Genomic DNA, 14,504 nt, shown 5'->3' with positions numbered 1-14,504 from the left:
TCTCAAAAAATTTCAGCTAACTCTCTTTTGCTCTGGCAAAAGGCGCTTGAATTAACAGGGAAGATCAAATAAATTGCTTATAAATACCAATAATGTCAAAGGGTTGCAGGCATGAAAAGCTTTTCAGTGAAAATTTTCTATAGCTACTCACATCAAGATGAGAAATATCGAGATCAAATGGAGAAATTTTTAAAATTGCTGCAAACCCAAGGATTAGTTGAGCACTGGTATGATCGTAAAATTTTAGCTGGTCAGCATATCGAAAGGATCATCGAAGATGAAATTCGGTCCTCAGACATCGTAGCATTCCTTATAAGTGTTGATTTCTTATCTTCAAATGCATGCCAAAAAGAACTTTCCCTAGCAAAAGAGTTGGCAGAACAAAATGGAAAGAAGTTAATCTCTGTAATTGTTCGTGAGTGCCCATGGCAAGACCATGATAGCATTGCACCGTATCTAGCAACTCCCCGAGATGGAAAAGCTATCAATACCTGGCAAGACGAAGATGAAGCGTGGACATACGTTTACAATGACTTCAAAAATGTAATCATGGACCTAAAAAAAAATTTTGAAGTAAAGGAAGATTTTTTAAAGGAACTAAAGTCTTTAGAATTTTGCTCCCAATCCAATCAAGACCTGGACTTCTCAAAGATCTTTGTATTTCCTAACCTGAGCAAAATTTCAGAAAAGGATGAAAAGCAAGTAAATATAAAAAATTCGTCGGACCTACGAAAATATAAAAAATTGATAATTCACGGGGATACTCAAAGCGGGAAAACAAAATTATGCAGCCACCTATTTCTGGAAACCATTAATGACAAAAAACCTGCTTTATTTGTTAACCTAAACGCCTTTGCGCACAAGAAGCCATCACTCTCAAATTTACAAGAACTTTATGAAAGCCAATATCACGGAGATTTTCAATGTTGGTTAAAACAAAAAGAGAAAACTATAATTTTTGATAACCTCTCTCACGAAAAGAACTGCTTAGACCACATTTCGTTCGCAGAGAAACATTTTGATAAAATCATACTCTCCACATCAGATGATGACTACAATTCATACTTTTCTGACGAAATAAGGCTAGCACATTACACGCCTGTATCAATACTACCCTTCACTCATGTAAAACAAGAATCACTCATCAAAAACTGGCTTCAAGAAAGCAAAAAAGAAAACAACCTTGAGGGCCACCACGGAAAAATAGACCAAATCGAAAACAACATCAACTCAATCATAATACATAACAAAATACTTCCAAGATATCCGTTTTTTATTCTGTCTATACTTCAAACATATGAGGCATTCATGCCTCAAAATATTGAAATTACAGCGTATGGGCATTGTTACTATGCTCTGATAGTGGCACACCTTGTGAAATCTGGGGTTGAACCAAAAGACGAATCCATATCTGCATGCTTTAATTATTCAAGAAATCTAGCTTTCGAAATTTTTACAAAAAACCCCAAAGAGCTTTACCTTACAAATGAACAACTGAAGTCATTTGATGATCGCTATAATGAAAAATATATAATAAACAAGTCACTTATAAACAGACTTAAAGGCAGATATGGAATACTAAAGACTGAAACAAATGGAAACATTTGTTTTAACCTAAGCTACAGCTATTATTATTTTCTCGGCGGTTACTTATCAAAACACTATAACGAAAACAAAATTGAAGATATTGTGAGCGAACTAATCGAGAACAGCCATAAAAAGAATAATTCAACAACACTTATTTTTACGATACATCACGCACATGACTTAAAAATAATCGATGAAATCCTCACTCACACCGCCTGTGCGATCGATCAACTAGCACCGGCCACGCTGGATACCGATGAGACTGAGATATTCTATGAGTTGCTGACCGCAATTCCTGAGAAACTTGAATCCAATGGTGTAAAAGAAGATAGAGAATCCGAACGAGCGCGACGAGACTTGGTTGAACAAAAAGATGAAGAACTATCAGAAATTGAAAATATAGATGACTCTGAAAGAGACAATAAAATCCTAAATGATATATATCACTGCAACAAAAATATAGAAGTTTTGAGCCAAGTCTTAAGAAATAATGTTGGAAACCTAGAGAGAAAAAAGATAGCTGAAATAGCAGAGACAATCTGTGATGCCGGCCTCAGGCTATCAAGATTATTAGTTACGAGTAAAAACGAAATAAATGAGCTTATCAACTATATTCATGAGAGACTTCGAATCAGTGGATCAGATAATGATAAAATTGATTTAAAGATCAAGGAGGACGATATTAGAAAAGCAGTAATTTTTCACGTTTTCTTATGGATAATGTCGAACATAGAAAGGGTGGTTTCTTCCATAAACAAGCCAGAAATCAGCCCCGTAATAAAAGAACTTTCATTACTAAAAAATACACCTGCTTACAAAATAATTTATTACTTCTTCTCTCTCGACACCTCTGAAAATTTTACCAAAAGAAACAAAGAACAACTCGAAGGACTAGTTAGAGAGTACCAGGGAAAGGAGCACTCTTTTTTGCACAGAATTATTTCTATTCGAACTCAGCAGTTTATTAACACACATGAGATAGAAAGCTCAGTTTATCAGTCTGTATGTAGCACGTTGAAGATCGATTACAAGCCCAAGTTCAAAGGTAGAATATCGACCTAACAAAAAGGCTCTCAAAACGTCTTCCATTTGGGCATTTCTACCCCCTGAAAGGGTGAGTCTCGAGAGGGTCGACACCCAACTCCCAAGTAGTGAACGTTTGCTCTCTCACCCAGAAAATAATTCCCGGTTTTCTCAACTCACCACAGCCTTGGACTTCCCTTCCGGGGATATTGATAGAGTTTATGAGTGGTTGTAAGCTTTGATCATGCTCTATTACTCGGGAGTTCGAAGTGTTGACGAGGTTAGTATCTTTAGTAACGCTCACGTTCTGCACACCAGAAACCGAATGCGGGGGTCAGGTTCACAGCTTCTAAACTGTCAAATGCTTCTTGATCAACCAATCCGACAACTCAACAATCCCCCCCTCAGCAACCCGCCTCCCCCGATCCAAAATCGCAAACCGATCCGCATACTTCCGCGCAAACGGCAACTTCTGCTCAACCAGCAACACCGTCAGCCCGTCTTCTTTGATGAGGCGGCGAATAACCTCCCCAATCTGCGCCACAATATTCGGCTGAATCCCCTCCCCCGGCTCATCCAGAATCAGCAGCCTGGGCTCAATCACCAGCGCCCGGCCAATGGCCAGCTGCTGTTGCTGCCCACCAGAAAGGTCACCGCCTCTGCGGTGTTTCATTTCCTTCAGCACCGGGAACAGCTCATACACCCGCTCGGGAATCTTCTTGCTGCCATCCTTACGCACGGCCAGGCCGGTACGCAGGTTTTCCTCCACGGTCAGCAGCGGGAAGATCTGTCTTCCCTGGGGCACGTAGCCGATACCCAGTCTTGAGCGGTCTTCGGTTTTCTTTTTGGTGAGCTCCACATCCTGCGCAAACTCGATGCTTCCGCTTGTAGTGGTTTCCTCGCCCATGATGCATTTCATCAGGGTGGTTTTACCCACGCCGTTGCGGCCGCACTGGCCCTGGGGTACGTCCAGGTCCAGATCCCAGAGGGTGTGGCTTTCTCCGTAGTATTGGTTGAGCTTCTGGATCTTGAGCATTACGCCTCCTCCCCGAGGTAAACCTTGATCACTTCCGGGTCGTTGGAGACCTGGTCCATGGAACCTTCGGCCAGCACGCTGCACTGGTGCAGTACGGTCACCTGGCGGGTAATGGAGCGCACGAAGCCGATGTAATTGCTCGGCCACCATGACGGACTATTTGCAGACCAGATTGTTTACTGAGAAAAAAGCCGCACGGGATCCCGAACGGCTTCTAGTTTCGCTTACTTCTGTAATCGGCTATCAGGCAGCCGCCAGATATGCCCCAGCAACCGCCAACACACCACCAATACCACGGCTAAACCGGCTGTCAGCCCTCAGCAACAGGCTACCCAGCCCACGTCCAACCAGGGTTATGGCGAGAGTAGCCATGGAGAAACCGGCCAGGTAAGCCGCGAGCGTGGCGCCTGCAGGCATTTCTGTACCGTGGGCAAAGCCGTGGAACAGCATGAAAACGCCGACGAGCGTGCCGCCAACAGCAGTGGGCAATTTGGCCAGGGTGGCGATGAGAATGCCGGCCACCAGTACGGAGAAGGTAATACCGGTTTCAACACTCGGCAGGCTCATCCCAGCCCAGGCAATCCCCGCACCCAGCACCATCCCGCCAATCACAAACAGCGGCGTAATCTGCTTCATGGTGTTGCTCTGGCGCACGCTCCAGAACCCGATAGCAGCCATGGCCAGCAGGTGGTCCAGGCCCAGCATCGGGTGCAGCAGGCCGCTGAGGAAGCCGCTTTCTGCGTGGGCGCCATGGCCGGTGTGGGCCGCTGCGGTGGTGGCGGTGAGTAGCAGGCCGGCGGCCACTAGGAGTTTGGTCGTCTGGTTCATGGTGTTCTTCCTTGTGTTGCTGAATTCGGTGTTTGTGGTTCGGTGTCAGGCGGTTTCGGCCACTTTGTTGGGGCGCCGTTCCGGCAGCATGCCGCGCTCGAGGATGAAGCTGATGATGGTTTCCAGCCCTACTCCGTCGTACAGGTTGGTGAACACAAACGGGCGCTCGCCGCGCATTTTCTTTGAGTCCCGGTTCATCACATCCAGGGAGGCGTGTACCTGTTCGGCGATGTCGATTTTGTTGATAATCAGCAGGTCGGATTTGGTGATGCCGGGGCCGCCTTTTCTGGGGATTTTGTCGCCGGCGGACACGTCGATCACGTACAGGGTCAAGTCGCTCAGTTCCGGGCTGAAGGTGGCGGAGAGGTTGTCGCCGCCGGATTCGACCAGTACCAGTTCCAGATTGGGGTGGCGGCTTTGCAGGTCGTCGATGGCGGCCAGGTTCATGCTGGCATCCTCGCGGATGGCGGTGTGGGGGCAGCCGCCGGTTTCTACGCCCAGGATGCGGTCGGCTGGGAGGGCATCGTGTTTCAGGAGGAAGTCCGCGTCTTCCCTTGTGTAGATGTCGTTGGTGACGACGGCGATGTCGTAGTGATCTTTTAGGGCTTTGCAAAGTTGACGCAGCAAGGCGGTTTTACCTGAGCCAACCGGGCCGCCGACTCCTACTCTCAGACAATGTTTCATGGCGTGTTCTCCGTTTCTCTAATCAAGATCGTTTTTGTTCAGCTTCTGAAAAGCCGTGAATACTGGGTTTCGTGGTGTGCGCTCGCGAGCGCGAGGCCGGGCAGTACCGGGCCGAGTTCGTTGTCTTCCCGCGTCAGCGCCTGGTCGACGGCGTGTACCAGTTTGGGGCGCAGCCGTTCGGTCAGCCGCTGGGCGGCGGTGTGGCCCAGGGGCATGGCTTTGCAGGCGACGGCGAGTTGGTTTTCCAGCCAGGCCCAGGCGAAGCCGAGCAGGGTTTGGCGCACGGGTACGTGGCGCATGTGGGCGGCCCAGGCGAAGACAGTGACGTAGCCGGGGTCTTCCGGCATTCGGCCTTCGGCCGGCATCAGTTCCAGGCTGCCCAGCAGGCGAATGAGCGCAGAGCCCAGGCGGGCGTCTTCGTCGCTCAATTCAGCGGTCTCGCGGGTGGCGTGCAGCCATTGGTTCCAGTGGACCAATTCGGCGCTGTCGCTGTTGGCCCAGGCGGTTTGCAGGCGCACGAGCAGGGGCAACTCGCAGCGGGTGAGGCCGTCTTCCAGTACGCCTTCCAACCAGTCGCCCAATTGGTCTTCATTGTTCACCCAGCCCAGTTCGAAGGCGCTTTCCAGGCCCTGGGACCAGGCGAAGGCCCCGATGGGCAGTGCGGGGCTGACCAGTTGCATCAAGCCCAGCAGGGACAGGTCGCCTACGGCGGTCTGGCTGCTGTCAGTGAGCATGAGGGTGGTCATGGTCGTGCCCGTGGCTGTGATCGTGTGAATGGCCATGGCCGTGAGCATGCCCTGCTTGGGCGTATGCGCCGGGCTCCGGATCAAAGGGAGCCTGGTGGTGTACCAGGGTGGCGCCCAGGCGTTCGGCCAGTTCTTCCAGTACGTGGTCCGGCGGGAAGCGTACCCATCCGGTCTTTCCATCTGTTGCGGTGTCTTCGCTGCCGATGGACAGCGACACATGTCGGTTACCCAGGTGGTAGCACAACCGTGCCAACGGCAGGCCGGGTTCGATGCGGGCGGTGACGACGGGTTCGTCCGCAGCGCGGATGCGGATGATTTCGCCGCTTTGGGCCTGCAGGAATTCGCCCTCTCGCAGCACGGGGCCGCGGTCGAGGAACAGGCCAACATCGTAACCGGTGTCGGTTCTGGCGCGCAGGCGGCCGCGCATGCGCAGCTCAAAGGGCAGCGTGAGGTGGTCGTGGATTTCGCTGGTTTCCACTGGGCCGACTCTCTGTGTCAGCTCAAGCATGTCGGGCTCCTTAAAAAAGATGATATAGCTGCGCCAGTGGCAGTTCGGTGGCGGGCTCGCAGGTGAGCAGTTCGCCATCGGCGTGCACTTCGTAGGTTTGTGGGTCCACGGTCAGGTGTGGGCAGGCGTCGTTGAGTTTGAGGTCGCCCTTACGAACGCTGCGTACGTTTTTACAGGCCGCGAGGGTGCTGTTCAGCCCCAGTTCCTTGCCAATGCCCGCATCCAGCGCGGCCTGGCTGACAAAGCTCAGGCGGGTGGCACTGGCGGCCCGACCCAGCGCCCCGAACATCATGCGGTAGTGCACGGGCTGGGGCGTGGGAATGGAGGCGTTGGGATCGCCCATGGGGGCCGCGGCAATCATCCCACCTTTCACAATGAGCGCAGGCTTTACGCCAAAGAAGGCCGGGTCCCACAGCACCAGGTCCGCCAGCTTGCCCACTTCCACGGAACCCACTTCGTGCGCGATGCCGTGGGTGATAGCGGGGTTGATGGTGTATTTGGCGATGTAGCGTTTGGCGCGCAGGTTGTCGGCGCCCAGTTGTTCGTCGTCCGGCAGCAGGCCGCGCTGCACTTTCATCTTGTGGGCGGTCTGCCAGGTGCGGCACACCACTTCCCCCACCCGGCCCATGGCCTGGGAGTCGGAGGCGATCATGGAGATCACGCCCATGTCCTGGAGGATGTCTTCCGCTGCAATCGTCTCGCGGCGAATGCGGGAATCGGCGAAGGCCACGTCTTCCGGGATGTTGGGGTCCAGGTGGTGGCAGACCATCAGCATGTCGAGGTGTTCGTCGATGGTGTTGACGGTGTACGGCCGTGTGGGATTGGTGGAGGACGGCAGTACGTAGTCCTTGGAGCAGGCGGTGATAATGTCGGGGGCATGGCCGCCGCCGGCGCCTTCGGTGTGGTAGGTGTGGATGCACCGGCCTTTGAAGGCGGCGAGGGTGTCTTCCACAAACCCGGATTCGTTCAGGGTGTCGGTGTGGATGGCGATCTGTACGTCGAACTTGTCAGCCACGGTGAGGCAGTTGTCGATGCTGGCCGGTGTGGTGCCCCAGTCTTCATGGAGTTTGAGGCCCATGGCGCCGGCTTTGATCTGCAGTTCGAGGGACTCTGGCAGGCTGGCGTTGCCTTTGCCGAGGAAGCCGATGTTCATGGGCATGTCGTCGACGGCCTGGAGCATTTTGCCGATGTGCCAGGGGCCGGGGGTGCAGGTGGTGGCATTGCTGCCAGTCGCTGGGCCGGTGCCGCCGCCAAGCATGGTGGTGATGCCACTCATGAGGGCTTCTTCGATCTGCTGGGGGCAGATGAAGTGGATGTGGGCGTCGATGCCGCCAGCCGTGAGAATTTTGCCTTCACCGGCGATGATTTCGGTGCCGGGGCCGATGACGATGGTGACGTCCGGCTGGGTGTCGGGGTTGCCGGCTTTGCCGATGGCGGCGATTCTGCCGTTTTGCAGGCCGACGTCGGCTTTGACGATGCCCCACCAATCGAGAATTAAGGCGTTGGTGATGACGGTGTCCATGACGGTGTCATCAGCCCGCTGGCTCTGGCCCATGCCATCGCGGATGACTTTGCCGCCACCGAATTTTACTTCGTCGCCGTAGTGGGTGGCGTCGCTTTCAACCTGGATCCACAGTTCGGTGTTGCCCAGGCGGACTCGGTCACCCACTGTGGGGCCGTACATGTCGGCGTAGGCTTGTCTTGTTATCTTCATGCTGTCCCTCGTTTTTGCTTGGGTGCCTGGGTTACTGAGGCCTAAAACTTCGGTGCCTGGGCCGGTCGGATAGGGCTTTCCAGGAAACGCTACAAGCACATCCATGTGCGCTTGGGCTCCGCCATCCATGGCTCCGCACATTCCTGGAAAGCCCTATCCGCCCGACCCTCAGAGTTCATTCGAGCCTTCTTTAACCCCTTGCTCCTGTTGTCCTCAGTTCTTGTCGAGTTTTCCCATGACTTCTTGGCGGAAACCGTAGATTTCGCGTTTTCCGGCGAACGGGATAAGGGTCACTTCTCTCGTTTGGCCGGGTTCGAAGCGGATGGCGGTGCCGGCGGCGACGTCCAGGCGGTAGCCCTTTGCCTTGGCCCGATCAAAATCGAGAGCGGGATTGGTTTCGGCGAAGTGGTAGTGGGAGCCAATCTGAATGGGGCGGTCGCCGGTGTTGCCGACTTCGATGGTGATGCGCTGGCGGCCTTCGCAGAGTTCGATGTCGCCGTCTTTAAGCTGGTATTCGCCGGGGATCATGGCAGCCTCCTCAAACTATGGGGTTGTGGACGGTGACGAGTTTGGTGCCGTCCGGGAAGGTGGCTTCTACCTGGACTTCGTCAACCATGTCGGCCACGCCTTCCATGACGTCGTCGCGGGTGAGGATTTCGGTGCCGGCGGTCATCATTTCAGCCACGGTGCGGCCTTCGCGGGCGCCTTCCATGATTTCGGCGCTGATGAGGGCGACGGCTTCTGGGTAATTCAGCTTCAGGCCTTTGGCCTTGCGGCGCTCTGCTAACAGTGCTGCTGTGAAGAGGAGCAGTTTGTCTTTGTCTCTTGGGGTTAATTCCATTTTTGTTCTCCTCGGGTTCTGGAGTTTGTCGGCAGGAGGGAAGGGGTGCACGGGATACGCGGTGAATACGTCCCTGTACGCTCGGAAAAAACATCCATGTTTTTTACGATCCCGTGCACCCCTTCCCTCCTGCCTTGTCTGAATTCTGAGTTGCCTGTTGGATTAACTTCCGTTGTTCCAAATAGTTGTTTCTGACCCTATCGAGCTAGTGCGCTAACTCATTTTTCCGCTTAACAGGGCGGGGCGAACCGTCCGGGGATGTCGAAAACATGGATGTTTTCGTCAAGCGTACATGGACGTATTCACAGCGTGCCCCGGACGGTTCGCCCCGCCCTGTTCCCGCACCAACCATCAAGTCAACCAGATCCGCGGAACAACCGCGGACTGGCCGGCCAACAGAGGCCGAAGTACCTCCCAGGCCCGCTGGCAAACATCCCAGGCTTCGTTTCTTTCATTACCCAGGTACCGCAACAACACAACGCCACGCCGGCGTGTGATGGCCCAGTGGGCTGAAGCCGGCAGTTGTTCACGGATGGCTTCGATGGCGCCGGCTTCGTCTTCCAAACCAACCACCCACAAGGTCGCCTGAACGGTGGCGCCGCCCTGCCCCCATTTGCCGTTGAAACGGGCGTGTGTGGGGTCTAACAGTTGGCGCTCCAGCCACAGCGGTTTGCCGTCCATGTTCAGGCTGAAGCGTTGCTCCATGTGGCCGGTGACGAATGGCAGGTTGCTGACCGGGCGACCCAGGGCGAGGATTTCCCAGCCCAGGCATTTGGCGCCGGTTTCCAGGTCGATGGTAGTGGTCTGCTCGCCCCGGGAGCCGTTGAAGCCGAGGGTTTCCTGGGGCAGGTATTCGAGAACGCCGCCGTTGGCGACGTTCAGATGTGTGTGCTGCGCCCAGGCGACGCCGTTGCGGTCGGCTTTGTAGAGTTTTGCCGCCGCCGGGGTGGTCACCAGGGTGTGCGCGCCAATGCCGACGGACACATTGATATTCAGGGCATCGCCGCTAACCAGGCCGCCGGGCGGGTGCAGCAGGTACACGTGGCAGCAGCCGGTTTTGCCTTCCGGGTAGAACGGCCGCTGCACGCGCAACGGGCCCTTGAACCGGGTGCGGGTCATGCGGGTGACCTGCGCGCCCTGCTCCTGCCTGGTTTCGAAGGCCAGGTCCAGGGTGGCGGCCCAGCGCCGGTCCGCGTCGAAGCGGTGGCCGGAGTCGTGGGCCGCGTCGGCGGCGTTGAGGGCGATCGATTCGTAGGCGGTCATACCGTCAGGTGCTTCTTGATGAGTTCATCAGACAGCTCGGCAATGCCTCCCTCGGCCACGCGGCGCCCCCGGTCCATGATGGCGAAGCGGTCGGCGTATTTGCGGGCGAAGGGCAGTTTCTGCTCCACCAGCAACACCGTCAGGCCGTCTTCCTTGATCAACCGGCGGATGACTTCGCCGATCTGGGCGACGATGTTGGGCTGGATGCCTTCGCCGGGTTCGTCGAGGATCAGCAGCTGAGGCTCGATCACCAGGGCGCGGCCGATGGCGAGCTGTTGTTGCTGGCCGCCAGAGAGGTCGCCGCCACGGCGGTTTTTCATTTCCTTGAGCACGGGAAACAGCTCGTAGATGCGCTCGGGGATTTTCTTGCTGCCGTCCTTGCGCACGGCCAGGCCGGTGCGCAGGTTTTCTTCCACGGTCAGCAGCGGGAATATCTGCCGTCCCTGGGGCACGTAGCCGATGCCCAGGCGGGAGCGCTCTTCCAGTTTCTGTTTGGTCAGTTCGGTGCCGCCATCAAACTGGATGCTGCCGCTGCTGGTGGTTTCCTCCCCCATCACGCATTTCATCAGGGTGGTTTTGCCCACGCCGTTGCGGCCCATCACGCAGGTGCACTGGCCTTTGGGCACGTCCAGCTCCAGCTCCCACAGGGTGTGGCTTTCGCCGTAGAACTGGTTCAGTTTTTCGATCTTTAGCATTTGGCTTTCAGTTGGCATCAGGCTTCCTCCCCGAGATACACCTTGATCACTTCCGGGTCGTTGGAGACCTGGTCCATGCTGCCTTCCGCCAGCACGCTGCCCTGGTGCAATACGGTGACCTTGCGGGCGATGGAGCGCACGAAGCCCATGTCGTGCTCCACCACCACAACCGACTGCTTGCCGGCGAGGCTGGTGAGCAGTTCGGCGGTGCGTTCCATTTCCTGTTCGGTCATGCCGGCCACGGGTTCGTCCACCAGCAGCAAGCGCGGCTTCTGCATCAGCAACATGCCGATTTCCAGCCACTGCTTCTGGCCGTGGGAGAGGATGCCCGCCAGCTGGTTTCGCAGTTCCTGCAAACCGATGGTTTCCAGCACTTCGCCGATGCGTTCGCGAAACTCCGCTTTCATGGCGGCCCGCAGGGTGGGAATCACCCGCTTGTCGGTGGCCATGGCCAGTTCGAGGTTTTCGAACACCGTTAAGGCTTCGAACACGGTGGGCTTCTGGAACTTGCGGCCGATGCCGAGGGTGGCGATTTCCGGCTCGTTCATGGTCAGCAGGTTGTGACGGCTGCCGAACCAGACCGAACCGGTGTCCGGGGCGGTTTTACCGGTGATGATGTCCATCATGGTGGTTTTGCCCGCGCCGTTCGGCCCGATGATGCAACGCAGCTCGCCGTCGTCGATGGTCATGTTGAGGTTGTTGATGGCCCGGAAGCCATCGAAGCTCACGTTGACGTCTTCCATGTAGAGGATGGGCCCGTGGCGGGTGTCCACGGGGGAAACCGCCGGGGTCAGGAATTCGAACACCCGGTCGCGGTTGGAAAGCTCCTCGATAATGCTCATGCGGTCGCCTCCGTGGTGGATGGGGCGGTTGGGGTGTCCTGTTCATCCTGTTTTCCCTTGCGGCGGCTGGCCAGAAGGCCGGCGATGCCTTTGGGCAGGAACACGGTGACCAGCACGAACAGGCCACCCAGGGCGAACAGCCAGGCATCCGGCATCACGCCGGTGAACACGGTTTTGGCGTAGTTCACCAGTACCGCGCCAATCACTGCGCCATAGAGGGTTGCGCGGCCGCCGAGCGCGACCCAGACCACCACTTCAATGGAGAACAGGGGGGAGAATTCGCTGGGGTTGATGATGCCCACTTGAGGCACGTACAAGGCGCCCGCCACACCCGCCAGCATGGAGGAGACCACGAACACGAACAGCTGCACCCGGTCCACCCGGTAGCCCAGAAATCGGGCGCGGGCTTCGGCATCGCGGCAGGCGATGCTGACCCGGCCCAGCTTGCTGGTAACGATGCCGCGGCAGATCACATAGCCAATGGCCAAGGCGATGCCGGTGGCGATGAACAGCCCCAAACGGGTGGCGTCGGTGCGCAGGTTGAAGCCGAGGATGTCGCGGAAGTCGGTCAGGCCATTGTTGCCGCCGAAGCCCATCTCGTTGCGGAAGAACGCCAGCATCAGCGCGAAGGTGAGCGCCTGGGTGATGATGGACAGGTACACGCCGGTGACCCGCGAACGGAAGGCGAGGAAGCCGAACACCAGCGCCAGCAGGCCCGGGGCCAGCAGCACCATGATGAAGGCGAACCAGGCCATGTCGAACCCGAGCCAGTACCAGGGCAGTTCCTGCCAGTTCAGGAACACCATGAAGTCCGGCAGGATGGGGTCGCCGTAGGTGCCGCGATCGCCGATCTGCCGCATCAGGTACATGCCCATGGCGTAGCCGCCGATGGCAAAGAAGGCGCCATGGCCCAAGCTGAGGATACCGAGGTACCCCCACACCAGATCCACAGCCACCGCGAGCAAGGCGTAACACAGGTATTTGCCCAGCAATGTCACCGTGTAGGCGCTGACATACAGGGCGCTGTCTTCCGGCATGGCCACGTGAAGGAAAGTCACGATGGCCAGGGCTGCAAACAGAACGCCCAGGAAAATCTGCGTGGATCGCTCACGCAAGGGTCGAGTCAACCACATACCTTAACCCTCCGCAGCCCGGCCTTTCTGGGGGAAGAGCCCCTTCGGCCGTTTTTGAATGAACAGGATGATGAAGACCAGCACAATGATCTTCGCGAGCACAGCACCAGCCCAGGGTTCCAGAAGCTGGTTGATGGTGCCCAGCGACAGCCCGGCGATGAGCGTGCCCCACAGGTTGCCCACGCCACCGAACACCACCACCATGAACGAGTCGATGATGTAGTTCTGGCCCAGGTTGGGGCCCACGTTGGTGAGCTGGGAAAGCGCCACACCGGCCAGGCCGGCAACACCGGAGCCCAGGGCAAAGGTCATAATGTCCACGCGGGTGGCGCGAATGCCCATGGAGCGTGCCATGGCGCGATTCTGGGTGACGGCGCGCACTTCCAGGCCGAGGCGGGTTTTGCGCATGATCATCATCAGCGCGGCGAAGACGATCAGTGCGAACGCCAGTACGTACAGGCGATTAAGAGTGAGGGAGAGCGCGTCGTTGATCACCAGCGAGCCGCTCATCCAGTCCGGTGTGACCACGGTGCGGTTCTGGGGCGAGATCACGGTACGCACCAGTTGCTGCAGGATGAGGCTGATACCAAAGGTGGCCAGCAGGGTTTCCAGCGGGCGGCCCTTGAGGAACTGGATTACGCTGCGCTCGATGATGATGCCGGCGGTGGCCGCCACCAGGAAGCCGGCGGGAATCGAGAGAATCAATGCCAAGCCCGGCTGGCCCGGCAACAGTTGCTGCATGCCCCAGGTGGTGTAGGCACCCAGCATGATCAGCTCGCCGTGAGCCATGTTGATGACGCCCATCACGCCGAAGGTGATGGCCAGGCCGATGGCGGCCAGGACCAGCACGGAACCCAGGCTGAGGCCAAAATAGAGCGTTTCGGCGGCGCGGTTGAGTTTCAGTTTCTGTTCGATGGAAGCCAGGGCCTGCTCGGCCTTGTCGGCCAGGGCCGGGTTGTCGCTGCGCACGGCTTCGTTCAGGGCAGCTCGGGCTCGGGGGTGAAGACTGCCGGCCAGTACGTCCACGGCCTCAAGATTACCCTCACCCACTCTGTAAATGGCCAGTGCCTCTTCAATGCGACTGCGCACCGAGGCGTTCTCTTCCCGTTCCAGCTGCGCTTGCAGCGGCTTGACCAGGGAAGCGTCCACTTTGCCCATCATGTCCTGTGCGGAGGCTTCACGCACGTCAGGGTCTGCGGCGTTCAGGTCCAGCATGGCGAGAATACCCTCAAGCTGGCCCCGTATCCGGTTATTGATGGCGATTCGGTCCAGCTCGCGGCGGGACATTTCGCCCATGTTCTCTCCGGTCAGCGGGTTGGCGATTTCCCAGTCCCGGCCCCGGTTGTTCAGTACGATCACGACCTGGCCGGTGTCGTCTATCCGGCTCAGGCGGTTGTTGCCATAAGCTTCGAGCCAGCCCCTGGCTCTTTCATCACCGCTGCTGACGATGGCATTGATGGCCTCTTCAATGCGGCTGGCGGGCGCTTCTGCAAGGTTATTCAGCAAGGCCGTTCCGGGGTCGTCTTCCTGGGCGGAGGCCGGAAGCGAGAGCACGGAAACCAGGGCGATAAACAGCAATGTGAGCGATCGAAGGATGCTCATGA

14 protein-coding genes and 1 pseudogene are annotated in these 14,504 nt (G+C 56.5%); 1 reads left to right on the top strand and 14 read right to left on the bottom strand.

What is annotated here, in order from left to right; all coding sequences use genetic code 11:
• The first annotated feature begins 177 nt into the window (after positions 1-177).
• Positions 178-2,649, top strand: coding sequence for a toll/interleukin-1 receptor domain-containing protein (locus SIC19_RS14540; protein ID WP_178380753.1), 2,472 nt, complete (start codon positions 178-180; stop codon positions 2,647-2,649).
• 310 nt (positions 2,650-2,959) lie between these two features.
• Here SIC19_RS14540 and urtE (SIC19_RS14535) read toward each other — a convergent pair whose 3' ends face one another.
• The 14 genes and pseudogenes from urtE (SIC19_RS14535) to urtB form a co-directional block, all read right to left on the bottom strand.
• Positions 2,960-3,646 carry an urea ABC transporter ATP-binding subunit UrtE gene (gene urtE, locus SIC19_RS14535; RefSeq protein ID WP_075194458.1) on the bottom strand — a complete coding sequence of 229 codons (687 nt, stop codon included), beginning with the start codon at positions 3,644-3,646 and terminating at the stop codon, positions 2,960-2,962.
• Positions 3,646-3,777: pseudogene (locus SIC19_RS14530) on the bottom strand (ABC transporter ATP-binding protein); the annotation flags it as partial. The gene urtE (SIC19_RS14535) and the pseudogene SIC19_RS14530, both read right to left, overlap by 1 nt.
• Before the next feature lie 112 nt (positions 3,778-3,889).
• Positions 3,890-4,474, bottom strand: a complete 585-nt coding sequence (locus SIC19_RS14525; protein ID WP_075194457.1) for a HupE/UreJ family protein — start codon at positions 4,472-4,474, stop codon at positions 3,890-3,892.
• A gap of 45 nt (positions 4,475-4,519) precedes the next feature.
• A complete protein-coding gene (ureG, locus tag SIC19_RS14520) occupies positions 4,520-5,158 on the bottom strand; it encodes an urease accessory protein UreG (protein ID WP_075194456.1) in 639 nt (212 codons plus the stop codon).
• A 38-nt stretch (positions 5,159-5,196) separates the two neighbouring features.
• Entirely contained in the window at positions 5,197-5,892 is a 696-nt protein-coding gene (locus tag SIC19_RS14515) for an urease accessory protein UreF (protein WP_178380757.1), read from the bottom strand.
• Positions 5,882-6,412, bottom strand: coding sequence for an urease accessory protein UreE (ureE, locus tag SIC19_RS14510; protein ID WP_075194454.1), 531 nt, complete (start codon positions 6,410-6,412; stop codon positions 5,882-5,884). Before ureE ends, SIC19_RS14515 begins: the two co-directional genes overlap by 11 nt.
• Positions 6,413-6,422: 10 nt before the next feature.
• Complete coding sequence (ureC, locus tag SIC19_RS14505) at positions 6,423-8,126, bottom strand: urease subunit alpha (protein ID WP_075194499.1); 1,704 nt, start codon at positions 8,124-8,126, stop codon at positions 6,423-6,425.
• A gap of 213 nt (positions 8,127-8,339) precedes the next feature.
• Complete coding sequence (locus tag SIC19_RS14500) at positions 8,340-8,654, bottom strand: urease subunit beta (RefSeq protein WP_075194453.1); 315 nt, start codon at positions 8,652-8,654, stop codon at positions 8,340-8,342.
• A gap of 10 nt (positions 8,655-8,664) precedes the next feature.
• Positions 8,665-8,967 (bottom strand): urease subunit gamma, encoded by a 303-nt coding sequence (ureA, locus tag SIC19_RS14495; protein ID WP_007152777.1) that lies wholly within the window; start codon positions 8,965-8,967, stop codon positions 8,665-8,667.
• Positions 8,968-9,318: 351 nt separating this feature from the next.
• Positions 9,319-10,230: an urease accessory protein UreD gene (locus tag SIC19_RS14490; protein WP_127401807.1), complete on the bottom strand. Its 912-nt coding sequence runs from the start codon at positions 10,228-10,230 to the stop codon at positions 9,319-9,321.
• Positions 10,227-10,925, bottom strand: coding sequence for an urea ABC transporter ATP-binding subunit UrtE (gene urtE, locus SIC19_RS14485; protein ID WP_127402419.1), 699 nt, complete (start codon positions 10,923-10,925; stop codon positions 10,227-10,229). The genes SIC19_RS14490 and urtE (SIC19_RS14485) overlap by 4 nt, the downstream gene beginning before the upstream one ends.
• 17 nt (positions 10,926-10,942) lie before the next feature.
• Positions 10,943-11,767: an urea ABC transporter ATP-binding protein UrtD gene (urtD, locus tag SIC19_RS14480; RefSeq protein ID WP_127401808.1), complete on the bottom strand. Its 825-nt coding sequence runs from the start codon at positions 11,765-11,767 to the stop codon at positions 10,943-10,945.
• Positions 11,764-12,900 carry an urea ABC transporter permease subunit UrtC gene (gene urtC, locus SIC19_RS14475; RefSeq protein ID WP_127401809.1) on the bottom strand — a complete coding sequence of 379 codons (1,137 nt, stop codon included), beginning with the start codon at positions 12,898-12,900 and terminating at the stop codon, positions 11,764-11,766. Before urtC ends, urtD begins: the two co-directional genes overlap by 4 nt.
• A gap of 3 nt (positions 12,901-12,903) precedes the next feature.
• The gene (urtB, locus tag SIC19_RS14470) at positions 12,904-14,502 is read right to left on the bottom strand and encodes an urea ABC transporter permease subunit UrtB (RefSeq protein WP_127401810.1); all 1,599 of its coding nucleotides are present in this window, start codon (positions 14,500-14,502) and stop codon (positions 12,904-12,906) included.
• Positions 14,503-14,504 lie beyond the last annotated feature (2 nt).

The organism is Marinobacter sp. MIT930201 (assembly GCF_047122665.1).
GTDB classification, from domain to species: domain Bacteria; phylum Pseudomonadota; class Gammaproteobacteria; order Pseudomonadales; family Oleiphilaceae; genus Marinobacter; species Marinobacter salarius.
Note: the sequence above shows the minus strand (reverse complement) of the source record. Positions and strands in the feature narration are given on the sequence as shown.